The sequence below is a fragment of the Nocardia sp. NPDC050378 genome (genome assembly GCF_040655675.1).
Lineage (GTDB): Bacteria > Actinomycetota > Actinomycetes > Mycobacteriales > Mycobacteriaceae > Nocardia > Nocardia coubleae.
Genome location: NZ_JBFAKI010000008.1, coordinates 224183 through 250100, shown reverse-complemented (window position 1 = coordinate 250100; position 25918 = coordinate 224183). Strand labels below are relative to the sequence as shown.

At 68.5% G+C, this 25918-nt stretch carries 26 protein-coding genes and 1 pseudogene; 13 read left to right on the top strand and 14 right to left on the bottom strand.

The features are described from left to right. Positions 1-238: 238 nt before the first annotated feature. Positions 239-973 (top strand): TetR/AcrR family transcriptional regulator C-terminal domain-containing protein, encoded by a 735-nt coding sequence (locus tag AB0I35_RS20100; RefSeq protein WP_357397601.1) that lies wholly within the window; start codon positions 239-241, stop codon positions 971-973. Here the strand turns inward: AB0I35_RS20100 and AB0I35_RS20095 are convergent, their stop codons facing one another. The 4 genes from AB0I35_RS20095 to typA all read right to left on the bottom strand — a co-directional run bounded on the left by AB0I35_RS20095 (position 974) and on the right by typA (position 6181). Next, on the bottom strand, positions 974-1420 hold the full coding sequence (locus tag AB0I35_RS20095) for a hypothetical protein (RefSeq protein WP_357397600.1): 447 nt from the start codon (positions 1418-1420) through the stop codon (positions 974-976). A gap of 87 nt (positions 1421-1507) precedes the next feature. Next, entirely contained in the window at positions 1508-2395 is an 888-nt protein-coding gene (gene mshB / locus AB0I35_RS20090) for an N-acetyl-1-D-myo-inositol-2-amino-2-deoxy-alpha-D-glucopyranoside deacetylase (RefSeq protein WP_357397599.1), read from the bottom strand. After that, on the bottom strand, positions 2392-4137 hold the full coding sequence (locus AB0I35_RS20085; RefSeq protein WP_357397643.1) for an ABC transporter family substrate-binding protein: 1746 nt from the start codon (positions 4135-4137) through the stop codon (positions 2392-2394). The genes mshB and AB0I35_RS20085 overlap by 4 nt, the downstream gene beginning before the upstream one ends. 139 nt (positions 4138-4276) lie before the next feature. Next, the gene (gene typA, locus AB0I35_RS20080; protein ID WP_357397598.1) at positions 4277-6181 is read right to left on the bottom strand and encodes a translational GTPase TypA; all 1905 of its coding nucleotides are present in this window, start codon (positions 6179-6181) and stop codon (positions 4277-4279) included. Positions 6182-6305: 124 nt separating this feature from the next. Between typA and AB0I35_RS20075 the strand changes: the two genes are divergently transcribed. Further along, entirely contained in the window at positions 6306-6482 is a 177-nt protein-coding gene (locus AB0I35_RS20075) for a hypothetical protein (RefSeq protein ID WP_166655726.1), read from the top strand. Between the two features lie 53 nt (positions 6483-6535). Continuing rightward, entirely contained in the window at positions 6536-6826 is a 291-nt protein-coding gene (locus AB0I35_RS20070) for a 4a-hydroxytetrahydrobiopterin dehydratase (RefSeq protein ID WP_357397597.1), read from the top strand. A gap of 46 nt (positions 6827-6872) precedes the next feature. Here the strand turns inward: AB0I35_RS20070 and AB0I35_RS20065 are convergent. Next, positions 6873-8051: pseudogene (locus AB0I35_RS20065) on the bottom strand (mannosyltransferase); the annotation flags it as partial. A 319-nt stretch (positions 8052-8370) separates the two neighbouring features. Here AB0I35_RS20065 and AB0I35_RS20060 point away from each other — a divergent pair. After that, positions 8371-9144, top strand: coding sequence for a hypothetical protein (locus tag AB0I35_RS20060; RefSeq protein WP_067485726.1), 774 nt, complete (start codon positions 8371-8373; stop codon positions 9142-9144). A gap of 144 nt (positions 9145-9288) precedes the next feature. Beyond that, the gene (locus tag AB0I35_RS20055) at positions 9289-9648 is read left to right on the top strand and encodes a hypothetical protein (RefSeq protein WP_357397595.1); all 360 of its coding nucleotides are present in this window, start codon (positions 9289-9291) and stop codon (positions 9646-9648) included. 1 nt (position 9649) lies between these two features. Here AB0I35_RS20055 and AB0I35_RS20050 read toward each other — a convergent pair whose 3' ends face one another. The 3 genes from AB0I35_RS20050 to AB0I35_RS20040 form a co-directional block, all read right to left on the bottom strand. Next, positions 9650-10360 (bottom strand): DUF1906 domain-containing protein, encoded by a 711-nt coding sequence (locus tag AB0I35_RS20050; protein ID WP_357397593.1) that lies wholly within the window; start codon positions 10358-10360, stop codon positions 9650-9652. Positions 10361-10516: 156 nt separating this feature from the next. Beyond that, entirely contained in the window at positions 10517-11665 is a 1149-nt protein-coding gene (locus tag AB0I35_RS20045) for a hypothetical protein (RefSeq protein ID WP_357397592.1), read from the bottom strand. 187 nt (positions 11666-11852) lie between these two features. After that, positions 11853-12437 (bottom strand): CHAP domain-containing protein, encoded by a 585-nt coding sequence (locus AB0I35_RS20040; protein ID WP_357397590.1) that lies wholly within the window; start codon positions 12435-12437, stop codon positions 11853-11855. Positions 12438-12782: 345 nt separating this feature from the next. On the opposite strand from AB0I35_RS20040, the gene AB0I35_RS20035 reads away from it, so the two are divergent. Next, complete coding sequence (locus AB0I35_RS20035) at positions 12783-13544, top strand: helix-turn-helix domain-containing protein (protein ID WP_357397589.1); 762 nt, start codon at positions 12783-12785, stop codon at positions 13542-13544. A gap of 22 nt (positions 13545-13566) precedes the next feature. After that, entirely contained in the window at positions 13567-13890 is a 324-nt protein-coding gene (locus AB0I35_RS20030) for a hypothetical protein (RefSeq protein ID WP_357397588.1), read from the top strand. Between the two features lie 5 nt (positions 13891-13895). Here AB0I35_RS20030 and AB0I35_RS20025 read toward each other — a convergent pair whose 3' ends face one another. Further along, positions 13896-14201 (bottom strand): hypothetical protein, encoded by a 306-nt coding sequence (locus tag AB0I35_RS20025; RefSeq protein WP_357397586.1) that lies wholly within the window; start codon positions 14199-14201, stop codon positions 13896-13898. Positions 14202-14658: 457 nt separating this feature from the next. Continuing rightward, a complete protein-coding gene (locus AB0I35_RS20020) occupies positions 14659-15858 on the bottom strand; it encodes a DoxX family membrane protein (RefSeq protein WP_357397585.1) in 1200 nt (399 codons plus the stop codon). A 114-nt stretch (positions 15859-15972) separates the two neighbouring features. Here AB0I35_RS20020 and AB0I35_RS20015 point away from each other — a divergent pair, with 114 nt between their 5' ends. Continuing rightward, the gene (locus AB0I35_RS20015) at positions 15973-16578 is read left to right on the top strand and encodes a class I SAM-dependent methyltransferase (protein WP_357397583.1); all 606 of its coding nucleotides are present in this window, start codon (positions 15973-15975) and stop codon (positions 16576-16578) included. A gap of 61 nt (positions 16579-16639) precedes the next feature. Here AB0I35_RS20015 and AB0I35_RS20010 read toward each other — a convergent pair whose 3' ends face one another. The 4 genes from AB0I35_RS20010 to AB0I35_RS19995 form a co-directional block, all read right to left on the bottom strand. After that, positions 16640-17587, bottom strand: a complete 948-nt coding sequence (locus tag AB0I35_RS20010) for an alpha/beta hydrolase (protein WP_357397582.1) — start codon at positions 17585-17587, stop codon at positions 16640-16642. A gap of 190 nt (positions 17588-17777) precedes the next feature. Beyond that, the gene (locus AB0I35_RS20005; RefSeq protein WP_357397581.1) at positions 17778-17966 is read right to left on the bottom strand and encodes a DUF1737 domain-containing protein; all 189 of its coding nucleotides are present in this window, start codon (positions 17964-17966) and stop codon (positions 17778-17780) included. A 13-nt stretch (positions 17967-17979) separates the two neighbouring features. After that, entirely contained in the window at positions 17980-19059 is a 1080-nt protein-coding gene (ychF, locus tag AB0I35_RS20000; RefSeq protein ID WP_357397580.1) for a redox-regulated ATPase YchF, read from the bottom strand. A 195-nt stretch (positions 19060-19254) separates the two neighbouring features. Continuing rightward, complete coding sequence (locus AB0I35_RS19995) at positions 19255-20166, bottom strand: zinc-binding dehydrogenase (RefSeq protein WP_357397578.1); 912 nt, start codon at positions 20164-20166, stop codon at positions 19255-19257. A 333-nt stretch (positions 20167-20499) separates the two neighbouring features. Between AB0I35_RS19995 and AB0I35_RS19990 the strand changes: the two genes are divergently transcribed. The 5 genes from AB0I35_RS19990 to AB0I35_RS19970 all read left to right on the top strand — a co-directional run bounded on the left by AB0I35_RS19990 (position 20500) and on the right by AB0I35_RS19970 (position 25913). Next, a complete protein-coding gene (locus tag AB0I35_RS19990; RefSeq protein WP_357397577.1) occupies positions 20500-21342 on the top strand; it encodes a helix-turn-helix domain-containing protein in 843 nt (280 codons plus the stop codon). Positions 21343-21346: 4 nt separating this feature from the next. Beyond that, entirely contained in the window at positions 21347-21757 is a 411-nt protein-coding gene (locus AB0I35_RS19985; protein ID WP_357397576.1) for a VOC family protein, read from the top strand. Between the two features lie 121 nt (positions 21758-21878). Beyond that, complete coding sequence (locus AB0I35_RS19980; protein WP_357397574.1) at positions 21879-24134, top strand: carbon starvation CstA family protein; 2256 nt, start codon at positions 21879-21881, stop codon at positions 24132-24134. Further along, complete coding sequence (locus tag AB0I35_RS19975; protein WP_084456758.1) at positions 24131-24379, top strand: YbdD/YjiX family protein; 249 nt, start codon at positions 24131-24133, stop codon at positions 24377-24379. The genes AB0I35_RS19980 and AB0I35_RS19975 overlap by 4 nt, the downstream gene beginning before the upstream one ends. A gap of 46 nt (positions 24380-24425) precedes the next feature. After that, entirely contained in the window at positions 24426-25913 is a 1488-nt protein-coding gene (locus tag AB0I35_RS19970) for an AlkA N-terminal domain-containing protein (RefSeq protein WP_357397573.1), read from the top strand. Positions 25914-25918 lie beyond the last annotated feature (5 nt).

Here is a 25918-nt window from a genome sequence, read left to right as displayed (position 1 = left end):
CAGCACCAGGCTGCTCAGGCACAGCACGATCAGGATCAGCCACCGGCGCGGATCGCGCGCCTTCGTGAGCGTTGACATCTTTGCTCCCCTTTCCGAAGCTCGCCGCACAGTGTGCGGTCAATGCGAACACTGTACGGTTCAGGGAACGACGTACGCAAGAGGAACGTTGTACGGCCACCGAACACTGTTCATGCACCGGCTATGCTGGACCAGACCCGCCACAGAAGAGGAGGCAGCGATGGCAGCGAGCCCGACCGGGATCCCGTCGGTGTGGACCAGGCCGCCCCGCGAACGCCGCGACCAACCCGCGCTGAGCCGCGACCAGATCGTGGCGGAGGCGATCCGCCTGCTCGACGAGGAGGGTTTCGACGCCCTGAGCATGCGCAAACTCGGCGCCCGGCTCGGCGCGGGCGCGACCTCGCTCTACACCCACGTCGCCAACAAGGACGAGCTCCTGGAACTGGTCGTCGACCAGGTGATCGGCGAGGTTGCCGTCCCTGCCCCCGACGGCGACCGCTGGCGCGAGGTGATGCACGAACAAGCCGCCGGAGTGCGCAAGACCCTGCTCGCGCACCCGTGGATCACCGTCGTCCTCAGCACGGCCGCGCTGATGTACCTCGGCCCCAACATGATGCGGCTCACCGACTCGATGATCGCGATCCTCGATGCCGCGGGCCTGCCCGACGACGTGGTCGACATCGCGGGCAACGCCGTCTTCCAGTTCGTCGTCGGCTCATGCGGCGGCGAGGCCGCCATGCTGATGACGATCGCGCAGAGCGGCCTGTCCAGCGAACAGTGGGCCACCCAGGTGCTGGCCGCCAGCGAGGCCGCCGCCCGCCCCTTCCCCCGCCTGCACCAGCGCTACACCGACCAGCTCGCGCGACTGCGGGACAGGCCCGATCCGGCCGTGTTCGACAAGTTCACCCGCGAACTGGACCTCATCCTCGACGGGATCGAGACCCGGCGGGTGTGATCAGCCCGCCGGGTGCGCGCGGGGCGAATTCGCCCGGAAATACAGGTAACCCATGGGCGCGAGCACCCCGCAGGCCAGCAGGAGCAGGGTGCGCCCGTCGTTGCCGAGCATCACGTCACCACCCGGGCCGCGCGAGGCACACAGCAGGAAACCGAAGAGCCACAACACAATCGGGGCGAAGATGAAACCGAGCCGATCGGTGACGGTCGACATCCCGTACACCAGACCCACATTCACCACCCCGGCCAGCAACGCCGCGACCGGCAGCGGGACCGAACCGATGTACAGCGGCAGGAAAAGCACCTCGAGCGCGAGCGTGATGAGCGCGTCGGCCAGCAACAGCACGACGATGAGCCCGGCGACGAGCGGATCGGGCGGCGCGGGCAGACGAACGGCCCGGCGCACAGCGGTGGGCTGAGCGGCCGGCTGGTCGGAGTCGGTCACCATGCGGGCGAGTCTATTCGGCCGGTGTGCCGGGACGTGCCAACCCGACCCGGGCAGCCGGTCGACAGCACCGGAACCCGCGCCAGCGGCTCATTCGAGGCCGGCGAACAGGTCGTGCTCGAACCCGTCGTCGCCGACCGGCCCACGGGTACCACGCACCAGGGTGAAATGTTCCTCCGGCAGCACCGGCAGGGCGATGTTGTTCGACAGCGCGAACTCCCGGCCGCTCGGCGCGAGGCTCACCTGGGTGGCGTGCGCGCGCATGGCCGCACGCTTGGCGGCGAGCACGTCCGGCACGTCGACCACGGTGCTCACCCCGGCGGTGGTCGACATCGCCGCCAGCTCCGCCTCCACGGGCAACCGCCACCCTTCCGGCAGGGCGCCGGGCAGTCCGTCGACGGTGCGGCGGGCGAGGGCGGCGGTGTGCTGGCGCAGCAGGTCGGCGTCGGTCACGGTCCAGTAGAACTTGGGCACGTCGAAGCCCTGTTCGGCGGCCGCGGCCACGGCGGCGGTGGTGACGTGGTGTGCCCGGATGTGGTCGGGATGGCCGTAGCCGCCGCGCGGGTCGTAGGTGACGACCACGCGCGGGCGCAGTTCCAGCAGCACCGCGACGAGTTCGTCGACCGCCGCGTCACCGGAGTTCACGAACGCGCGCGGATGCTCGGCCGACGGCGTGCCCGCCATCCCGGAATCCCGCCAGCGGCCCGGCCCGCCGAGGAACAACGGTTCGCCCGCGTCGAGCGCGGCGAGGGCGGCGGTGAGTTCGCTGATGCGGTAGCCGCCGAGCTGGTCGGCCTCGGCGGCGACCAGGCGCGCCCAGCGCTCGCCGATGACCTCGCCTTCCTCACCGAGCGTGCAGGTCACCACTGTCACCGGCACACCACGACGGCGGTAGTGCGCGATAGTGCCACCGGTGGTGAGGGTTTCGTCGTCGGGGTGGGCGTGCACCAGGAGCAGGCCGCCGGTCTCACGCGTCATGGGATCCTCCGCCACTGTGCCGTATCACCGAAGATGCCTACCTGGATGGCGCCCGACAGTGACGCGCCGTCCACGCGCGGGCCCGCCGCCGCGACGACGTTGTCCTGCACGATCGGCAGCACCGTCGACAGTTCCCACAGTTTCGGCTCGGCCTCGGCGACGATCCGGCCCACGTCGATTCCGCGCAGCGCCTCGTCGATCGACGGTTGCAAGCCCGGATCGCAGACGCCGCCGACATTGCTCGGTGCCTGCCGGTAGGCCTCGGCCGCGGCCAGCACCGGGCCGTCGGCACCCGGCGGCTCCACCGGCGGACATCCGTACCGGGAGGCGAGCACCGTCGCCGGATCACCGCCCGCGAGTTCCCACCCGACGATCGCGTCGACCGACGACTCGGTGAGCTCGCGACCGTAGAGTTCGTCGGCGGGGATGCCGCGCACGGTGGCATCGATTCCGGCACTGCGCAATTGGTCGGCGGCGGTATTGGCGACGGCCAGCGCCGCCTCGTCCTCGGCGACCGCGCCGATGCGCACCGACAAGCCCTTGCCGTTGCGTGCCACCGAACGTGGTTGCGGCGCTGGCGAAGTGGGCGAACTGGTCTGCGGCGTCTCCGGGGCGCGACCGAAGCCCGCCTCGGCAAGCAGGGCGAACGCCTCGTCGGCGTTGAGCCGGGGCGGGGCGGTCGGCAGATAGCCGGGGCTCGACGGTGGAAGTACTTGGGCGCGAGCGGGTTCCACCCAGCCACCGCTCTGCGCCCCGACGGTGGCGAGCAGGGCGGGATCGAGTAGGGCCAGCAGCGCCTTGCGCACGCGCACGTCGACCAGGTCGCCGGAGCGGCCGTTGAGGGTGAGTTGCAGTTCCCGTGCCTGCGGCATGATCGTCGTGCGCACCGCCGGGATGGCGGCGAGTTGCGCCTGGGTGGCGACGCCGCCGTGCACGAGTGCCATCTGCGCGTCGCCGGTGCGCAGGGATTCGGCGAGCTGGGAGGGAGATCCGCCGCGCCGCAACAGGATCTGATCGGGTGCGGCCGGGGTGCCCCAGAACCGGTCGTTGCGTTCGAGCAGGATCTCGTCGCGTCCGCGATCCACGGACTTGATCGTGAAGTTGCCGCCCGACACCGGAATCCGATCCACGAGTCCGCTGGTGAATCCGCCCGGGGAGTCCTTCACCAGGTGCGAGGGCAGCAGGTTCGCGAACAGCTCACGCCATGCCGGGTACGGCTGGGTCAGCGTCACAGTGACCGTTTTGCCCCCACCCGAGGACGCCACGTCGGAGATCAGCCGGTACCCCGCCGGGTCGACCACGCCGGGCTGGGAGATCATCTGCTGCCACAGGAACCGGAAGTCCTCGGCGGCGATCGGCGCGCCGTCGGACCAATTCGCCTGATTACGCAGGGTATAGGTGATGGTGAACGGTTCCTGCGAGGTCACATCGGCCGACACGATCAGCGCCGAGTCGGGCACGAAATCCACCACACCGGGGTGCGCCGGATTGGGTACCGGCCGGAACGGGCTCGGCAACACCATCGAACTCACCGCGTTGGTCGCGGGCGACTGATCCGAACGCAGATGCGGGTTGAATCCGATCCCGATGTCGTCGATGGCGACGACGACGGTGTTCTTGCCCGGCTTGGCCTGGGTGGTCTTGGGCGAATCGGTGCTCTCGATCGGCGGCGGCGGATTCGCGGTGCACCCGGCCACGACCACCGTCGAGGCGATCATCGCCAGCACCATCGCGCGCCACATCGCGCGCCACATCGCGCGCCACCCCGAATTCACCCTGCGCACTCTACTTGACCCCTCGATCCGTTGCCGGACTGCACAAAAGGCGTCGGCCGGGCCCGTTTCCGGTACCCGGCCGACGCCGTGAAACACCTACCGACCGCTAGCTCGAGGCGGCGGCCTTGTCGCGGGCCTTGCGACGCGACAGGTCACGCGCCCGCTCGTTGGCGCCGAGCACGACCTTGCGCACGCGGACCACCTCGGGGGTGACCTCCACGCACTCGTCGCCGGCACAGAACTCCATCGCCAGCTCGAGATCGAGCTGCAGGGGCTTGGCCATGGTCTCGAAGGTGTCCGCGGTCGCGCTGCGCATGTTGGTCAGCTTCTTCTCGCGGGTCACATTGATATCGAGATCCTCGGCACGCGGGTTGATGCCGACCACGTGGCCCTCGTAGGTCTCCGCACCCGGCTCGACGAAGAACTGACCACGGTCGGCCAGCTGGATCATCGCGAACGGGGTGACGGAGCCCGCACGGTCCGACACCAGCGAACCGGTGTGGCGGGCGCGGATCTCACCGGCCCACGGCGCGTACCCGTGGGACACGGCGTTGGCGATGCCGGTGCCGCGGGTCTCGGTGAGGAACACGGTGCGGAAGCCGATCAGGCCACGCGACGGGACGATGAACTCCATGCGCACCCAACCGGCGGCGTGGTTGCTCATCTGCACCATCTTGCCCTTGCGGGCGGCCAGCAGCTGGGTGATGGCACCCAGGTACTCGTCGGGGCAGTCGATGGTCAGCTCTTCGAACGGCTCGTGCACCTTGCCGTCGACCTGCTTGGTGACCACCTGCGGCTTGCCGACGGTGAGCTCGAAGCCCTCGCGGCGCATCTGCTCCACCAGGATGGCCAGCGCCAGCTCACCACGGCCCTGCACCTCCCAGGCGTCGGGACGGCCGATGTCGAGCACGCGCAGCGACACGTTGCCGATCAGTTCCTGATCCAGGCGCGCCTTCACCATGCGGGCGGTGAGCTTGTGGCCCTGCACCCGGCCGACCAGCGGCGAGGTGTTGGTGCCGATGACCACCGAGATGGCCGGCTCGTCGACCGAGATGCGCGGCAGCGCGACCGGGTTCTCCACGTCGGCGAGGGTGTCGCCGATCATGATGTCGGAGATGCCCGCGATGGCGACGATGTCACCGGCCACGGCCACCTCACCGGGCAGACGCTCCACACCGACGGTCTGCAGCAGCTCGGTGATCTTGACGGTCTTCACACCGTCGGCGTTGATCCAGGCCACGTTCTGGCCCTTGCGCAGCTCACCGCTGAAGATACGAACCAGCGCGAGACGGCCGAGGAAGGCCGACGCGTCGAGGTTGGTGACGTGGGCCTGCAGCGGGCCCTCCGGGTCGCCCTTGGGCGCCGGGATGTACTCCATGAGCACGTCGAACAGCGCGTCGAGGTTCTCCGCGGCGGGCGCGGAACCGTTCTCCGGCCGCTCCTTGGACGCCTTGCCCTCACGACCCGAGGCGTAGAGCACCGGCAGGTCGAGCGCGAGCTCGGCGGCTTCGGCGGCCTCGTCGTCGAGATCCGAGGCCAGGTCGAGCAGCAGATCGTGCGACTCCTCGACGACCTCGGCGATACGGGCGTCGGGCCGGTCGGTCTTGTTGACGACCAGGATCACCGGCAGCTTGGCCGCGAGCGCCTTGCGCAGCACGAAACGGGTCTGCGGGAGCGGGCCCTCGGACGCGTCGACGAGCAGGACGACACCGTCGACCATGGAGAGGCCGCGTTCGACCTCACCACCGAAGTCGGCGTGGCCGGGGGTATCGATGACATTGATGACGGTGACGGAACCGTCGGGGTGGTGCCGATGGACGGCGGTGTTCTTCGCGAGAATGGTGATGCCCTTCTCGCGCTCGAGGTCACCGGAGTCCATGACTCGGTCGACCAGTTCGGCTCGCTCAGCGAACGCGCCCGACTGACGAAGCATGGCGTCGACCAGGGTCGTCTTGCCGTGGTCGACGTGGGCCACGATGGCGACGTTGCGGAAATCGCGTGTAGACGACACGCCTGGATCCTCCTGCTGTTGATGTATTTGGCACGCATGAATCTTGCTCGCGGCCTGTTCCAGACTACCGGTACCGAAGTGGCGGGCACGTGTCAGCCTTTGTACTTAGGGTAAGCTAACCCGCGTGGGCAAGGTAAAGGCGAAGAAGGTCTCCAGCCTCAAGCCGAAGAAAAAGTGCTGCCGGAAGAAGACGCGCTGCTTCAAATGCCCCGTCGTCATCATGCGTATGAAGAAGGCCGAAGCCGCCGGTCTGAGCGGTAAAGATCTCAAAAAGGCCCTGAAACAGGCGCGCGCCGCCTGAGCATTCGACGACGGGCGATGCGCCCTGCCCCGATGAGGCGTAGAACTGCAGTCATGGGTACTCCGCTGCTCTCCGACCCCGAGATCACCATCGCCCTGGCCACGCTGCCGGAATGGGTACGCGAGGGCGACGCCATCACCCGCACGGTGAAAGCCCCGAGCTTCCTCGACGGGATCGAACTGGTCCGCAAGGTCGCCACCGCGGCCGAGCAGGCCGATCATCATCCCGACATCGATATCCGTTGGCGCACAATCCGTTTCACGCTCAGCACGCATTCGGCCGGTGGGCTCACCGGGCAGGACACCGCGATGGCGCACACGATCGACGACATCGTCGGCGGCTGAATCAGCCCGCCCGGACCTCCACCGCGCGACGGCCACGCACCTGCGCGGCGAGCGTGTCGCGTCCGCGCCACACCAGCCAGCCGAGCAGCACGAACACCCCGATCACATCCACCGCGCCGAGCCAGGCCAGCACCCACGGACGCGGGATCTCCCAGATCGTCGGCTGCGCGAACGACAGCACCCACGGCACGCCGACCAGCATCGTCAGCACCCAGAACGCGGCGAGCGCGCGCGCCATCCGCTCGGCCTTCAGCGGGCCGTAGAGCAGCCACAACACCGTGGGGATCAGCCACACCCAGTGGTGCGACCAGGAGATCGGCGAGATCATCAGGCCGAACAGCTGCACGAGCACCAGGGTGCCGAGCCGGTCGTCGGGGCCGAGCGTGCGCCAGGCCAGGAACGCCAGCACGGCGGTGAGCAGCACGCCGGCGATCCACCACGGGCCGGAACCCACGTCGTAGCCGAGGATCCGGCTCAGCGCGCCGCGCAACGACTGATTCCAGACCGAACCCACCGGGCCGATCCGGTCGGCGTCACCGAGCAGCGTGCCGAAATAGCGCTTCGCCTCGTGGGCATTGATGAGAAAACTCACAGCGACCGTCAGGCCGAACGCCGCCGCCGACCACACCACGGTCGCCCACCGGCGACGAGCCACGAAATAGAGGCCGGTGATCGCAGGCGTCAATTTGATCCCCGCGATCACACCGACGAGCCCACCGGAGATCCACCACCGGGAGCTGCGCACCGCGAGCATCGCCCCGAACACCAGGAACACATTCACCTGGCCGTAATCGATGGTCGTGCGCACCGGCTCGAGCCACACACCGAGCGCGGTCCAGCCGACCGCGGCGGTGACCCACTTCGTTTCCCCCGCCGTCTTCTTACCGAGCAGCAGTTCGAAACTGATCGCGATCACGCCGTAGAGCGCGGCGACGGTCGCCAGCATCCAGCCGACCGCGACCACCGGGAACGGCAGGTAGTGCAGGGGGAAGAAGACCAGCGCGGCGAACGGCGGATACGTGAACGGCAGCGGGAAATCGGGCGTCTTCTCCGCGTAGGTGAAGTCGTAGAGACGATCGGTGAGCAGCGAGGCCGAACCGTCGACGTACACGTGCAGGTCGACGACGTTGAGCCCATTGGGCGCGAACAGCATCCAGGCCAGCCGGGCGAGCACGGACAGTCCGAGCAGCGCGAGAGCCCATCGGAGGTGTCGGTTCAAGGCCGTGCTTTCGGTCGTATGAAATGGCGCGTACGCGGTGCCAGATCACAATAGTTCGGCGGCCGGCGCCGCGGGTTTTCGGCCCTGGCGGGCCTCGAAAACCGGATCCGGTGATGTTCCTGCGCGACACCGCTGGTCACAGTTGCATCAACGTCCCCACGTGTAACACGTCACAGGGCTAGCTTCGATGCAGAGTATTTTCGGCCGGGATGCGTGTACGGGCCCGGCGGCTGTACAACACGGCAGCGTTGTCCTTAGAGTGACCCCGTCATGGGGACCGACAACCCTCGCCCATCGCAACACCGAGGTAAGGACGGCTGGACAAGTGCTTCGTAGCCGAGCATCGCGGATCGCAACGACCGCTCTCGCCCTCGCGGCAGGCGCCATGCTCGCCGTGCCCGCGTCGACAACGGCCGCGCCCGCCGCGCAGGCGGCCCCGGTCAGCGTGCCGATGGTGCCCGAGGGCGTCCCGGTCGACGCGCTCGCCGCATTCGCGCCCGCTGTGACCGGCCTGATCGCCGGTCCCGCCGATGTCGCGAGCCCGCAGACCGCCCTGCTCGATCAGGCGCGGGTCCTGCTGGCGACCATGAATCTGCCGCCCGCCATCAAGGCGACGCTGGAGCGGATCATCACCTTCCTCGACGGCAGCGGCGGCGGTGGCCCCGACATCCCCGAGAACGGCCCGGTCATCGCGCAGTTCCTGTACCCGACCATCGGCAAGGCGTGCATCGGTGACGGTGCCGACTCGGTCGGCACCGCGCTCGCGGTCCCCGGTCCGGCGCAGCTGCCCCCGCCCGGCCCCGCCGCCGGGCAGGCCGGTTTCGTGTTCACCGCGCTCGGCACCAAGGCGCCGACCGCCGAACAGAACCCGCCGATGACGGTGCAGTGGCTCAACCTCGACACCCGTCAGTCGGGCGTGCAGACGCTCACCGACGAGGCGAAGATCAACCCCGGTGGGCCCGCCACGCTGTCGACCATCGCGAACACCGGTCACGGCCGGGTGGTCGCGGTGATCTCCGGGTCGCTGACCACCGCCGCCGAGGGTGCCGCCCCGCGCACCTGCAACTTCATGCCGACCCTTGGTTTCTTCACCGTGTAGGTCACCGAGACTCGAGCCCGGTCCCGTTCTCGCGAACGGCGCCGGGCTCGCGTTGTTTCAGGGGTGCCCGTCCCCGACGAGTTGTCCGTAATGCTTGGTGCTCGCGGGGTTCCCGCCGGGTATTCGGTGTGGTAGACCGAGATCATGGCGACCATGCGCGGTTCTTCCGAGGACGTTCGGACTGTTCGGAGCCGGCGGTCTCGGCGGTCCATCCTGTCCTATCGATCCGAAGGGTCGATTCTGTCGATCGGGTCGGCGTACTCGGTGTTGTCGATCGGCAGCATCGGATCGGTGCTGTCCGTCGGGTCCGTCGGATCGTTCGGGTCGCTGCTCTCCTCCGGTTCGTTCGTGAGCCTGGGATCGGCGCTGTCGGGACTGTCCCGCTGGTCGCTGCTGTCGTGGCGCGGGGTGTTCGCCGAGCCCGAACCACGATCCGCGCTGCGGGTGATGCCCGAGGACGAGCCCGACATCCGGTCCGGGGCGACCTGCCACTGCCAGACCTAGCTCACCACTGGCCGTAGTCCGAGGCCAGGACGGTGTTCACATCGACGCCGACGCCGTCGATGGCGCGCTTGTCGATCTCGAACTGGTGCAGGTGGGCGTTGTCGTGCACGAAACCTCTCGGGGTGCCCCAATTGTGCTGCCAGAACCAGGAACCGAGACCTGCGGCGAGGGCGCGGTCGATGGTCGGCGTGTTGGCGTAGATGCCGACGAGGTCGGGGCCGAGCACCGACTGCCAGCCCTCGATGTAGGGCGCGATCATCTCGTCGAACTCCTGCTCGGAGGGGTTGTCGTCGATCGAGGCGTAGATCGGGGCGGTGTCGGGGCCGCCTGCGGCCGTGTGCAGTTCCCAGCCGCGTTCGGCGTGTTGTTTGCCCGCTTCGAGGCCACCGCGCCAATCGGCGGTCGGGCCCTTGCCGAACTGGTAGTTCGACACGATCGACAACCCGTGCGCCCACAGGTCTTCCACTTCGCCGGGCAGCAGCGGCTTGCCTTCCATCCACTCCGCACCCGGCCTGCGATCGGAGACGTAGCGGATCACCCCGATGTGGCCCGCGGCCTTGATCGCCGCGGCCGAGGGGACGCCGGCCGCGTAGTCCACCAGGGTGCCGTAGGACTGTGCCGCGGCAGGCGTGGCAGCCAGTCCGAGGCCGAGAGTTGTCGCGGCGGCGGCGAATCCGAAGAACTCACGCCGGGTGACCGGAACAGAACGCATCACAGGACTCCTTCGCGCAACCCGACCACAACCGGCAAGCGAGCCCGGCGCGTCAACCCCGTACGCGCCGGGAGCCTAGAACGTGCGACTCATTTCACCACAGCTCACACCGGCACCGCTAGACCCAGTAATCACAGCAGCACCATCGGTCACAGCTCAGGCGGCGCCGTCGATGGCGGCGCCGACGTCGATGGTCCGGCCCGAAGGGTCGGCGAGCTCGGTACTCACCACCGCGACGACCTGGGCCATCACCTGCTTCTTGATGCCTGCCAGCCGGGCGAGCGTCGCGGCGCGCAAACCCTTCGCGGTGAACTCCATCGAGATGTCCTCGACGGCGGGCGGCGGCACCTCGATCACGATCTGCAGCGGTTCGGCGGCGCGCGCCGTGAGGACCAAGGGGATCTCGAGGTCGGCGCGGTAATGGTTGGCCTTGAGCACGTCGACGGTGATGTCGAGGCCGACCGGCAGGGTCATGTCGAACACCCGCAGCTCGCCGGGCACGGCCGCGCCGCGCTCGACCACGCGCGGTTGCTCGATCGCGCCACGCACGGTGACCGTCGCCGCGCCGCGCGGGCCCTCCGACAGCGGTCCGATCGCGATTTCCCCGCCCGCCATCTGGGCGACCACACTGTGCACGCGGTCGCGGGTGACGATCTGGGTGAAGAAGCGCAGACCGAATTCGCGGTGGTCGATCCAGTCGAAGACGGTGTCGTTGCGGTGCGGGGAGCGGTACCCGTCGAGAATCGCCTCGATGTCGAACACCCGCTCGGCTCGCGCCTTGGGGTCGCTGATGATGGCGTTGACCCGGCCCGCGACCTCGCGCTGAACGAGGCCCGCGATGGGGTCGAGCAGCATTTCCCAGGCGGTGTCGATGGCCTCGGCACGCAGGGTGAAGCTCACGTCCTTGGCCGTCACCGTGCCGACGTCCATGACGAGGAGCAGCGGTGCGGCGGTGCGGGCGTGCAGGGTGAGGGCGATTTCGACGAGGGCGGCCACGCCGAGTTTGCGGCCCCCGAGAATCAGGTTCACCGCGAGTTTCAAGGGGACCTTCACACCGAAGGTGAGCGCGTCACCGGGGTTGCGGGTGACCACCGGGGTGCCCAGGGCGCCTTCGGCGGCGAAACCGGCCAATCCCGCCGGGCCGAGGGAGAACGGACCGATCTGCACACCACGCCCCGTCATGCCCGCGACGGCGGCGGCGATCCGGTCCTCGGTCACCGCGTACCTGACGAATCGCTCGCCGAAATCGGCGTACTCGATCCGCTTCGGGTCACGACGTGCTTCTCCGGTCACCTTCACACGCACATCGAACACGGTACGTGATCGGAATGAGCACCCGGCTGTCGGCGCAACTCCCCCGTCCTGCCGATGAGGGGGAAGCAGGACGGAGGGGTCGGCTGCGGCGCTGCCGGGCGCCGCGTTGTCCATCGTACGTGCACCGGCCCGGTCGTGCCGCGTCGGCGGGGTCGGTTACCTTGCGCGACAGTAACTTTCAGAATCGTCCGTACCCCACGAGGTCGGGCGTTTCGCTCACCTCGATGGTGCGGATCCGGATCGTGCCCATCTCGTTGCCGCCGATGGTGGTGATCGCGTCGCCCTCGGCCTTCAACACGATGTTGGTGTGTTGACCGAGCGGGCTGTCGGGGCCGTAGAGCACCACGTCGCCCATGCGCGGCCGGTACCCCACGTCGGGACGGGTGAACCGGCCGACGGTCTCGTAATACTCCTGCAGCGTGTACACCCCCGGGATACGCCAGGAACCGGAGTTCGGGTTGCTCAGTGGCCTGCCCGCTTCGCGCATGGTCCAGCTGACGAAGTCGGCGCACCACGCCTCCCGCACGCCCTCGGCGTACTTCGGTCCGTCGCCGGGCTTCTCGTATTCGCGGCGCAACACGTCGACCAGCGCGATCTGCTGTTCGTCGAGATGTTCGCTGTCGAGGGCCGGGAACGGCTCACCCCAGTCGTGCTGCCACCACACCAACCCGGTGACCAGCACCGCCGTGGCCGCGAGCACGCCGGAAATACCAAGGATCCATCTGGAACCGCGCCCGGTGCGCCCGGTCTGCAGCTGCGTCATCGCCCCCCGCTTTCATCGGTCTCTGCTTCTTTAGACGAATCGCGAAGGCCGACGGTTCCCTGTACGCGGAAGAATCTCGCAGCGTGGTCCCGGAGCGAATGCGGATCGTGATCACCGGGTGGACCCCTGCGCCACCCGGGTATCGACGCCTCGACAGGGACGGCGCTCTCGGCGCGCGCGACAACCACGCGTGCCGTCCCCTCCGGCGACCGTTCCGCTCCGGAACTACTGATGGACAGCCCGACGCTGCCCCGCCCGGCTGTAAGAATTTTCGCGAACGCCGTACGGTCGGTCAAGCTAGACGACTGTCCCAGTTTGTCCCACCGCAGGAAAGAGGACCGCGACGTGGAAGACCCGCACCTGGCCATCGCCAGGTACCTGCGCGAACGTCGCGAGGCGGCAGGCCTCACCCGCGTCGCGCTCAGCGCGCGGGCGGGCATCTCCCCCGCCCTGATCCAGAAGATCGAACAGGGCTCGCGCACACCGACCCTGGAAGCGCTCACCGCGCTGTTCGACGCACTCGACGTGCCGGCCCTTTTCCGCGATCACCTGGTGTCGCTGTCGCTGGCCGACCGCTACGGCAGCCCGCCGGCCGACATCCCGAGCGACATCCCCACCGCCGATCTCGTGCTGCTCGACTCGATCTCGTATCCCGCCAGCCTGCAGATGTACACGACCTACGATGTGGTCGCCACGAATTCGGCCTGGACACGGTATTTTCCCGGCCTCGATACCAGCACCACGCTGCTGGAATGGATGCTGCTCGACCCGCGTTCACGCGAGGTGATGCTCGATTGGGACAAGCAGGTTCACCTGTGCGTCTACGGATTCCGGGTGATGAGTCCCGGCGTCGTGCCCAAGGAGCGGATCGACCGGCTCTTCGCGGCCTGCGCGGTCGCCGAGGAATGGGAACGGTTCTGGACCACCGAGCCCGACGTGCCCTCCCACCTCGACCGGCCGGTGCAGCGGTTCCGGCACCCCGAGACCGGCGCTGCCGTCGCGATGACCATGCAGGTGCACGACTCGATCGTGCCCCGGCGGGAATGGTCGCTCGTCACCTTCTGCCCGCTTCTCGACGGCTCCGTCCGAGACGCCGCAAACCAGTAGCTGCTCGAGTTAAGCTGCGGCCGTGGCCACACAACGGACAGCGCGCCCCGGCTGGTTGGCCTGGGACAACTACTTCGTCGGCGTCGTCGGGCTCGTACTCGGACTGTGCTTCGGTACGTGCGCGGCGCTGATCGCCGGCCCCGGCCGCAACCTCGCCGCGATCATTCTGGTCGTCCTCGCGGCACTGTGCGTGCTGCCCGCGGTGTTGCGCGCGCTCGCCGAACTCAGCGTGTGGGTGCGGCTCGCGGTGCTCGCGATCGGTTTCGCCCTGCTGCTACCCGCGATCCTGGTGAGCCCCGATGTGCGCGACTGGGCCGCCGAGCGCTGGGAAAAGGCTTGGAAGTAGGTGGCCTACCGCAGGGTTCCCTGCGGCAGCGACAGCAGGAACCGCAGAGTGTTGTTCAGGAACTGCGACGACTGCCAGGCGAAGTAACCGCCCGCGGCACCGGTATCCGAGGAGCCCGCCGCCGAACCCGTCGCCAGGTTCGCCGAACCGGTGGCCGACCCGGTCGCCAGATCGGCCGACCCGCTCGCCGAACCCGAGCCCGGTAGCGCGGCCGCCTGGCCCGCCGAACCGAGCACCCCGATCGTCACCGCCGCCGCGACCAACGCGACTCGAACGGCATACGGCTTGGACGTTTCACGACCGGACAACATCTGATGAATCCCACTCTCCGAAAACAACTGCGAAAGCCCAGTATTCACACCTGAGCGCGGCATCGAACCCGATTCGCCGGGATTAGCCGATCTCCCGCGCGAGTTCCATACTCCGCCATGCGGGGCCGGTCCGACAGACCACGGATATCGGGGCAGATCGTTGTGGGTAGTCCCAAAGGTCAACGGCGGCAAAAGTAGTGCAGGCGTGGAGCCGTGGGTTCGGGGCGTGACCAACTGCCCACGCGGATTCGGTCTCCTACAGCCGACAACACCAACCGCCGCACCGCTGTGGTAGCGGTACGGCGGTTGGGTTCCGCGGTTGTGGAGCGATACTCGGTAGTCGGTACGAGCGCCACCGGACGGCCGGCCGATGTGGCCGAGCAGCCCTCGACGGTGAGGCGGCTGGTCCGCTGGTCGAGCACCCCTCAGCCGTCACCGCTACGGCATCGGCGGGTGCCTATCGGCGGGCGGAGCGCTCACGGACGGCCGATGCCGTTGTCGCGGTGGTCTTTTCGACGAGGTCGGCGAGGTCAGCCGCTGCGGAGGGGAGCGGGCGGCGCTTGCCGTTGGTCAGCTCCGAGCCGCGTTCGCGGGCCAGCTCGGCGGCGTGCTTGCCACGAATCCTGGCTTCTTCACCGCGTTCACGGGCGACCTCGGCGGCGTACTTACCGCGAGCCTTGGCCTCCTTACGCGCGACCTTGGCGGCACGCTTGCCGCGGACCTTGGCCTCTTCACCCCGCTCACGCGCGACCTCGGCCGCCCGCGCGCCACGTTCCCGGGCGACTTCGGCAGCCTCCGCGCCACGTTCCCGGGCGACCTCGGCAGCCTCCGCGCCACGTTCTCGCGCGATCTCGGCCCGTTCCCTGGCGACCTCGGCCAGCTGCGCACCACGCCCTTTGGCGATCTCGACCAGATGCGAGCTTCGGCCACGCGCCTCCTCGGCCACCTCCGGCCCTCGGTCGCGCGCCACCTCGGCGAGGTGGGCGCCGCGCTCGCGGGCGGCTTCGGCGATCTGCGGCCCGCGTTCCCTGGCCAGCTCGGCCAATTGCTCGCTGCGGGCGCGAGCCAGCTCCGCGAGCTGGGGGCCGCGTTCCTTGGCGACCTCGGCCAGCTGCGATCCGCGCGTCTTGGCGGCGTCGAGGACAACCACTCCTTCGTCGCGCACCTGCTCGGCCAGGCTCGGGCTGCGATCCATCAGCTTGTGCGCGGCGCGGCGACCACGCCAGCCCAGCGACGGCTTGCCCTCGGTGTCGGCCGCCGCGATCATCAGGCCGCCGAGCAGGCCGAGGTCCTTCAGGAATCCCGCCCGCTTCACCGCCTTGCGATCGGGGTCGGATTCGGACCAGAAGTCCTGTTCGGTGACGGTGCCCGGGACGACGGTGGCGGCGAGCAGGAAGGCGGCGGGGCGGGGTGCGCGACCGCTTGCCAGCAGCAGACCACCGGCGACCTGCACCATCGCGTTGATCTGCACCATCTTGCCGGGGTCGTCGGGGACCTTGGCGGCCAACGCGTCGGGCAGGCTGTCGCGCCCCTTGTCGGCAAGGGCGGCGGCCGCCTCGGCACGCGGCTTCGAATTCATCAAACCGTTCACTCCGGTGGCGATGAACGTCGTCCCCAGCAGTGTGCGGGCAATGCGGCGGACAGGCCTGATCGGCATGGTCGGGTCCCTTCGTCTGGCTTGTCGGTTCCTCGCTTCCCGCCTTACCCTGTCCCCCGCCGCACAAACGGACAACAGACCGGGCGCCCTGTTTCGCGTTGGTACGGTCGGATCGTGGTAGACGACGCCGTCCGAGCGGCCTACAGCGATTTGCACGAGCTCTACATCGAGGTCTGCGGCTTTCCCGCCGCCGTCGATCCCGAGGACTCCGCTTTCGTCCTGCGCCACCTCACCGAGGGTCCCGTCCTCGACCTCGGCTGCGGGCCGGGGCATTTCACACACATCCTCACCGAAGCGGGCGTCGCGGCCGAGGGCATCGACCTGGTTCCCGAATTCATCGCCCACGCCCGGTCCACCTATCCCACGGTCGCTTTCGAAGTCGGCTCGATCCGCGCGCTGGACAAGCCGAGCGAGTCCGTCGCGGGCCTACTGTCCTGGTTCTCGCTGATCCACATTCCGCCGGATGAGATCGCGGCTGTGCTCACCGGGTTCCATCGGGTTCTCGCCCCGGACGGTCGCCTGGTACTCGGCTTCTTCGACGGCGACACGACCACGGAGCCCTTTCCACACAGGGTGACCACCGCCTACCGCTGGCCCGTCGACACTCTCACCGATGTCCTCGCCCGCGTCGGATTCCGGGAACTCGACCGTATACAGCGGCCGACTGCGGAGCACACGCGAGGCTATGCCGCGCTGGCGGTCGGCAAGGTGCAGGAGTAGGCCTGCTCGCAGTACGTTCACACGGATCGCGGTCGCCTCCTCGGGAGGTTTGGGCACCGCCCTATGCGGCCGACGCGAACAGGGTGCTTTCGGCATCGAACGCGCGAAGGGCCAGCCTGCCGATCGCCGCGGCCACCTGGTTGGGTTGCTCGAGGATCACCGAGTGACCCGCGCCGTCGATCAGCACCAGATCCGAATAGTCGACGGCCGCGGCCATCGCGATCGAATGCGACGGCGGGGTCATCAGATCGGCGCAACCGCACAGCACGAACGTCGGGATACCCGACAGGACGGCGAGCGCGTCGGTGCGGTCGAATGCCTTGAAGGCGCCGAGGAAACTCGCCATCGTCACGATCGGGGTCGCGTTGTGCATGGCCTGGGCCAGGGTGAGCACGCGCGGGTCCACCGTCCGGTCACCGAATTCGGCGGCCCGCACGACCGGTGCGAAAACCTTGCAGGCCAGCAGTTTCGCCCGCTGCATCAGTCGCGGTGCGCGCCGGACCGAGGCCTGGAACACCGCGATGAGCGGATTGCGCAGGAGACGGCCGAAACCGGCGTCGGCCAGCCCGCTCGCCGCGGTCGCGATGAGCCCGACGCCGACGATCCGCGTACCGATCTCCTCGCGATACCGGCGCGCGTAGGTCAGCACGGTCATCCCGCCCATCGAATGGCCGACGAGCACGACAGGGCCGGTCGGGGCGACGGCTTCGAGCACGTCGTGCAGGTCGTCTCCGAGCTGTTCGAGGTTGTAGGTGTGCCGTGGCGCCACGCCGGAACCACCGTGCCCCCGGTGGTCGTAGCACACGATCCGAGCCTGCGGGTGCTCACGCACGAGCACATCCCGGACATCGGTCCACGACTCGCTGCGCAGGCAATGCCCGTGCACCAGCACGATCGTCAGCTCGGCATCGGGGCACCCGTACTCGCGAACCGCCAACGCCACGCCGTCCCCGGCCGTCACCGTGCCACAACGCTCCACCGAGCTGCTGATCATGCTGACGTTCGACATTCGAGCCTCCGGTCCACTTCAGTGACACCATCAACTCTGCGCCGCCCGGCCCCCGATCATCAGTGCCCCGAGTGCTGAGCCCGCTCCCCCGAGGGTGACGTGATCCCCACCATGGTGGACACCCCTACAACAGGCCACGCCTGCGTCGGCTATCTGCAGGCCTCCACCCGAGTCGAACTCGCTGGGAAAACTACGCTGCCGGCGTCGGCTCGTCCCTGGTCCAGAGAATCGCCTGAGCCACGATCACCCGCTCACCGTCGAAGGTCGCAGCCGGCCCACCGTACAACTCGTAACCCATCTCCAGCGCTTCACTGACCCGCCGACAAAAACCCGAATCGTCCGGTCCGGTCAGCAAGCGATAACGAGGCAAACGTTCCACAGCCTCGGCAACGCTAGACGTTGAAGCGGAATTCCACGACGTCGCCGTCGGCCATGATGTAGTCCTTGCCTTCCATGCGGACCTTGCCCGCAGCCTTGGCGGCGGCCATGGAGCCTGCTTCGATCAGGTCGTCGAAGGCGACGATTTCGGCCTTGATGAAGCCGCGTTCGAAGTCGGTGTGGATGACGCCTGCGGCCTTAGGGGCCGTGTCTCCCTGGTGGATGGTCCAGGCTCGGGCTTCCTTGGGGCCTGCGGTGAGGTAGGTCTGCAGGCCGAGGGTGTGGAAGCCGGCGCGGGCGAGGGCGTGCAGGCCGGGTTCGGTCTGGCCGATGGATTCGAGGAGCTCGAGGGCGGATTCGTCGTCGAGTTCGAGGAGTTCGGCTTCGACCTTGGCGTCGAGGAAGACGGCGTCGGCGGGGGCGACGGCGGCCTTCAGCTCGGCGACCTTGGCCTCGTCGGTGAGGACGGATTCGTCGGCGTTGAAGACATAGAGGAAGGGCTTGATGGTGAGCAGCGACAGCTCACGCAGCAGCTCGGCGTCGATCTTCTTGCCCGCCGCGAACAGGGTGGTGCCCTCGTTGAGGAAACCCTCGGCGACCTTGGCGGCGTCGAGCAGGGGCTTGCGGTCCTTCTTGACGCGCGCTTCCTTCTCCAGGCGCGGGATGGCCTTCTCGAGGGTCTGCAGGTCGGCGAGGATGAGCTCGGTCTCGATGACCTCGATGTCGGCGGCGGCGTCGACCCGGCCGTCGACGTGGATCACGTCGTCGTCGGCGAATACGCGGACCACCTGGCAGATGGCGTCGGCCTCACGGATGTTGGCGAGGAACTTGTTGCCGAGGCCCGCGCCTTCGGAAGCGCCCTTCACGATGCCCGCGATGTCGACGAACGACACGACGGCGGGCACGATCCGCTCGGAGCCGAAGATCTCGGCGAGTTGGTCGAGCCGCTTGTCCGGCAACGGGACCACGCCGACGTTGGGTTCGATGGTCGCGAACGGGTAGTTCGCGGCCAGCACGTCGTTCTTGGTCAGCGCGTTGAACAGGGTCGACTTTCCGACATTGGGCAGGCCGACGATTCCGAGGGTGAGGCTCACAAGGACCAGAGTCTACGGGTCCGCGACGACGACCAGCCCCCGCCCCGGCAGCAGGCGGGCGTCCACCGGGCCCGGCAGACCGAGCCGAATGCTGGACATCCGATCACCACGCTGTGGTGGCGGCCCCCTCTCGGGCTTCGCCGCCGCCGGCGCGTGGTGATCGGGTGACCAGCTCGCAATGGCGAGTCCGGCCGTTCAGGGGACGAGGACGACCTTGCCCAGGTTGGTGCGCTGCTCGATGACGGCGTGGGCGGCGGCCGCGTCGTCGAGGGCGAACTCCGCGTGCACGACCGGATGCAGCAGACCGGACGCGTAGTGCTGCCAGACCTCCTGACGCAGGTCCTCGTAGCGGGCGGGGTCGCGCTGGGCGAGGCGGCCGATGCGGAAACCGGTGAGGGTTTTGCCGCCCGCGAGTAGTTCCTCGGTGTCGATCGCACCGCTGCTGCCGTAGGTGACGGCGCGGCCGCCCTCGGCGAGGCCGGTCAGGGTGTTGCCGAGGTCGCTGCCGCCGACACCGTCGAGGGCGTAGTCGGCCTGCTTGCCGCAGTGCAGCTGATCGTAGGTGTACACCTCGTCGGCGCCGAGTTCGCGAACGAAATCGGCTTTGCCCTGGTCGGAGACCGCGGCCACCACCCAGCTCGCGCCGCGCACGCGGGCCAGCTGCACCGCGAGGTGGCCGACTCCGCCCGCGGCCGCGGTGACCAGCGCGGTCTCGCCGTCGCGCGGTGCGACGGTGTCGAGTGCGCCGAGGGCGACGAGCCCGCTGCGCATCAGGGCGACGGCGTCGACGGCGGAGGCGCCGTCGGGAATCGCGGAGGCCTGGTCGACCGAGAGCAGCACGTATTCGGCGTAGGCGTCGGCGTCACAGACGCCGACCACGCGGTAGCCGGCGCTGTACCCGTCGACCCCGTCGCCGACAGCGACGACCTCACCGGCCACTTCGGCCCGCAACGGCTGCGCCACGCTGATGCGCCGGAGCGCCGACAGGGTGACCCCGATCGCCTCCACCCGGACCAGCAGCTCACCGGCACCGGGCACCGGCACCTCGGCCGCGACGACCTCGAGCACCTCCGGACCACTGCTGCGCTCGTACTGAACCCGCCGCATGACACCTCCTACAGAATTGGACGAAGGCGCAAGATTAACCGGCTGACCTCGTGTTTCCACACGCTCCGACCCGTCGAGTGCGATATCTCACCGCATCGATGACGGCACGGAGAGCACCTTCTCGGTTCGGTTACCCGAGCGCGAGCACCCCGACACGTGCGCAACAACGCTCTTCCGCCTCCCCGCGACTCCGACCTGATTCAGGCGCGGGGAGGCTGTCGTCGGCGGCCGGCGGGCACCAGATCGGGCAAGTGGGCCCGTACCCGGTGAGTTACCCCATGTACGTGCGAGACCAGGTCGCGACGAGCACGGCCCCGGCGTAGCGTGACGCGTATGGAGGCGACCACGGAGGTGGTGACGGCAGCCCCCGCGCCGGTTCTGGCCGCGTTCATCGACCGGTATGTGGGCTATCGCATGACGGGCTACGAACCGGGATTGCACCGCGGTCTGCCCTCGCGGCACATGACGTTCATCGTGGCCGCGGGCCCACCGATCGAAGTCGTCGAGCAGACCGACCGGCGTCAACCACCGAGCAGCTACCGCTGTGTGCTGAGCGGACTACAAGCCGCCCCGGCGATGATCGCGCACACCGGTTTCCAGGAGGGCGTCGCCATCGAGCTCACCCCACTCGGCAGCCGTGTGCTGTTCGGAATGCCCGCGAGCGAGATGTGGGATGTGACGATCGAATGCTCGCAAGCTCGAAGGTCTTTGGGCGATCAACTCGCCGACGCTGTGCACGCGCACGATGATTGGCCGAGCAGGTTCGCCGCCTGCGACCGGGCGCTCACAGCGGCGGCCAGCACCGAATCGGTCCCCGGCGCCGAATTGACCTGGGCCTGGCGCACTCTCGTCGGTACTGGTGGCACCTGTCCGATCAATCCCCTCGCCGAACGCATCGGCTGGAGCCGACAACACCTCACCCGCAAGTTCACCGCCGAGTTCGGTGCGAGCCCCAAACTGGCGGCGCGGATCATCCGATTCGAACGGGCCCGCCGCATGCTCGCCAACACGCCGTCGTATGTCTCGATCGCCCAGATCGCGGCCACCTGCGGCTACTACGACCAGGCGCACCTGAATCGCGATTTCGCCGAACTGGCAGGCGTGGCGCCGACAGCATGGCTGGCCGAGGAGATTCCATCCGTCCAAGACCCGGGGGCGGCCGAAGCGCGAGGCTGAGGACATGACTACTTCCACCGACACCCGCGGCGCGGTCTGGCCCTGCCTGGCCTTCACCGACGCCCGCCCCATGATCGAATTCCTCACCACCGCCTTCGGTTTCGAGGCGACCGCCGTCTACGCCCGCGACGACGACCCGTCGATCGTCGAACACGGCGAACTGCGCTGGCCCGAAGGCGGCGGCATCATGTTCAGCTCCACCGGCCGCGACGACTCCCCCTTCTGCACCCGACCACCCGGCGTCGCCAACATCTACCTCGTCACCGACAACCCCGACGCCCTCCACACCCGCGCCACCGCAGCGGGCGCCACCATCATCCGCGAACTGCGCGACGAGGACTACGGCTCCCGAGGCTTCAGCGCCCAAGACCCCGAGGGCAACCTCTGGAGCTTCGGCACCTACGCAGGTGAATGACACCTGAACAAAATTTCATCTTGGGCGCGACGGCGTGTGATCCTGTCCGGCGCGCAGAGCACATCGGCTACGTTGTCGATGCTTCACCCGAGGCTCTGCGCGTTGTACAGGAGTTGAGTCAATGGCGACGACCATCGAATATCTGCGGACCGAACCGGACTTGCCTCCGGTCGGTGTCGTCGATCGCACGCCGATCACGCCCGCGAAGAAGGCAGTGTTCGCGGGGATCGGCGTGCTCGGCGCCGGCGCGTGGACCTATCTCGCGATAGCGCGCGGAGAATCCGTGAACGCGGTGTGGATCGTGATCGCGGCGGTGTGCACCTACGTCATCGCGTACCGGTTCTACGCCCGGTTCATCGAATGGAAGGTGACCAAGCCGCGCGACGACGTGGCCACCCCGGCCGAGATCTACGACAACGGCAAAGACTTCATGCCGATGGACCGGCGGGTGCTCTACGGTCACCACTTCGCCGCCATCGCCGGCGCCGGTCCCCTCGTCGGTCCGGTTCTGGCAGCTCAGATGGGCTATCTGCCGGGCACCATCTGGATCGTCGTCGGCGTGGTGTTCGCCGGTGCGGTGCAGGACTACCTGGTGCTGTGGGCCTCGACGCGCAGGCGTGGCCGCAGCCTGGGCCAGATGGCGCGCGACGAGCTCGGCGCCGTGGGCGGTGTCGCGGCGATCGTCGCGATCCTGGCCATCATGACGATCCTGCTCGCAGTGCTGGCACTGGTCGTGGTGAACGCCCTCGGCGAGAGCCCGTGGGGCGTGTTCTCGATCGCGATGACCATCCCGATCGCACTGTTCATGGGTGTCTACCTGCGTTATCTGCGCCCGGGCAAGGTCGGCGAGGTGTCCGCGATCGGCATCGTGCTGCTGCTGGCCGCCATCGTCGGTGGTGGCTGGGTGTCGGAAACCGAGTGGGGCGCGGACTGGTTCACCCTGTCGCGCACCACCATCGCCTGGTGCCTGATCGCCTACGGTTTCTTCGCCTCGGTGCTGCCGGTGTGGTTGCTGCTCGCGCCGCGCGACTACCTGTCGACGTTCATGAAGGTCGGCACGATCGTGCTGCTCGCCGCGGGCATCCTGATCACCATGCCGGTGCTGAAGGCGCCCGCGGTGTCGGAATTCGCTTCCAGCGGAACGGGCCCGGCGTTCGCGGGCAGTCTGTTCCCGTTCCTGTTCATCACCATCGCCTGTGGTGCGCTGTCGGGTTTCCACGCGCTGGTGTCCTCGGGTACCACGCCGAAGCTGCTGGCCAAGGAATCCAATGCCCGCATGATCGGGTACGGCGGCATGTTGATGGAGTCGTTCGTCGCGGTGATGGCCATCATCACGGCCTCGATCATCGACCAGCACCTGTACTTCGGCATGAACGCGCCCGGCTCGCTGACCGGTGGCACGCCGGAGACGGCCGCCGCCTACACCAACAAGCTCGGTCTCGACGGCCCGGAGGCGACGCCCGCACTGTTCGCCGACGCGGCCTCGGACGTCGGTGAGCAGACGATCATCTCGCGCACCGGTGGCGCCCCCACGCTGGCGGTCGGCATCTCCGAGGTCTTCCACAAGTTCCTCGGCGGCGAATCGATGAAGGCGTTCTGGTACCACTTCGCGATCATGTTCGAGGCGCTGTTCATCCTCACCACCATCGACGCGGGCACCCGCGTCGCGCGGTTCCTGGTGTCGGACGCGCTCGGCAACTTCGGCGGCGGTTTCAAGAAGTTCCGTGATCCGTCGTGGCGGGTCGGCGCGTGGGTGTGTTCGCTGCTCGTGGTCGCGGGCTGGGGTGGCGTGCTGCTGATGGGTGTCAACGATCCGTTCGGCGGCATCAACGCGCTCTACCCGCTGTTCGGTATCGCCAACCAGCTGCTGGCCGCGATCGCGCTGACGGTGGTGCTCACCATCCTCGTCAAACGCGGGCAGTGGAAGTGGGCGTGGATCCCCGGTATTCCGCTGGTGTGGGACCTCATCGTCACCATGACCGCCTCCTGGCAGAAGATCTTCTCCGCCGATCCCAAGCTCGGTTACTGGAAGCAGCACAGCCTGTGCCAGGCCGCCAAGGACGCGGGCAAGGGCTGTCTGACGGCCAAGACGCCGGAGCAGGTGGAGATCGCGATCCGCAACACCTTCATCCAGGGCACGTTGTCGATCGTGTTCGCGGTGCTCGTGCTCATCGTGACCGTCGTCGGCGCGCTGGTGTGCCTGCGCGCGATCCGCACCGGTGAGGTGACAAGCTCCGAGTCCGAGGAGCAGCCGTCGAAGATCTTCTCCCCCAGCGGTTTCGTGTCGACGAAGGCGGAGAAGGACGTGCAGAAGGAGTGGGACGTGCTCATCGCCGAGGGCAAGGTGACCGCGCCCGGATCGGTGCACGTGTCGTGAGTTCGGCCGGGGATGCGGGCGGGCGGTCCATCGGATCGGCCGCCCGCGCCCTCGCGCACCGCGTCTGGACGGGCGCGCGCTCGGTGGCCCGGTGGTACAGCGCGATCAACGGCGGCCAGGACTACCAGCGGTATGTGGCCCATCTGCGCCGCAACCACCCGGACCGCCCGGTCCCGTCCGAACGCGACTACTGGCGCGAACGCTATGCCGAAGCCGAGCGGAACCCCACCAACCGCTGCTGCTGAATAGGTGGCCGATTTCCGCTAGCACCGGGCCGGGTGCGCTGTCATTGTGGACAACGTGACCATCACGGCTTTGGACTTCGAGCGCTGCTACCGAGCGGTGTCGACCCGCGACTCCCGTTTCGACGGGCAGTTCTTCACCGCGGTTCGCACCACCGGCATCTATTGCCGTCCCTCGTGCCCGGCGATCACGCCCAAGCGCACCAATGTGTCGTTCCTGCCCACCGCCGCCGCGGCCCAGCAGGCGGGGTACCGGGCGTGCAGGCGCTGCCTGCCCGATGCCGCGCCCGGTTCACCGCTGTGGAACGTGCGCGCCGACCTGGCCGCCCGCGCCATGCGCCTGATCGGCGACGGGGTGATCGAGCGGGGTGGTGTGCCCGAACTCGCCACCACCCTGGGCTATTCACAACGGCAATTGACCCGGGTGCTCACCACCGAGCTCGGTGCGGGACCGCTCGCGCTGGCCAGGGCGCACCGCGCGCACACCGCACGGCTGCTGATCCAGACCACCGAGATGCCCATGTCGGATATCGCGTTCGCGGCCGGATTCGCCAGCATCCGCCAGTTCAACGACACCGTGCGCGAGGTGTTCGCGGTGAGCCCGACCACGATGCGCACCGAATCTCGCCGCTCACCACGCAATGATGTGGAGGCACCCGCCACACCCGGCCTGCTGACATTGCGGCTGCCGTATCGCGAACCGCTCGATACCGGGTGGCTGTCCTGGTTCTTGTCCGCGCACACGGTGCCGGGGATGGAGCTGTGGGAGAACGGGGTGTACACGCGCAGCCTGCGCACGCCGCACGGGCACGCGACCATCGGGTTGTCGTTCCGGCCGGGACATGTGCGAGCCGAACTGGCCCTGCGGGATATGCGCGATCTGGCGCCGACCGTGGCCAGGGTGCGACACCTGCTCGATCTCGACGCCGATCCGCTGGGGATCGACGAGGCATTGGGGATCACCCCGAACGTCGGCGACATGAGCCCGTTCACACCGGGCATCCGCGTGCCGGGTTGCCTCGACGGACCGGAACTGTTGTTGCGCACCATGATCGGGCAGCAGATCTCGGTGCGGGCGGCGGCAACCCACACCGCGCGCCTGGTCGAGGCGCTCGGTGAACGGATCGAGGGGCCGGTACCGCTGCTGTTCCCCACGCCCACGGCCATCGCCGAACACGGTGCCGAGGTGTTGACCGGGCCCGCCCGCCGGATCGCCGCGATCGTGTCGGCCGCGCGGACCATCGCCGATGGCGAACTGGTACTGCATTCGGGTCGCACCGCCGACGACCTGCGCCGCGACCTGCTCGCCCTCGACGGGGTCGGCCCGTGGACCGCCGACTACGTGACCATGCGCTCCCTGGCCGACCCCGACATCCTGCTCGACACCGACCTGGTCGTCCGCCAGGGCGCCGCACTCGCGGACATCGACCTCACCGACTCCGAACGCTGGGCGCCCTGGCGCTCCTACCTGTCCATGCACCTGTGGAAGACGGCGCTCGTGCAGCGCGGCGCCGTCCCACTGCCCACGTACTCCTGACGGAA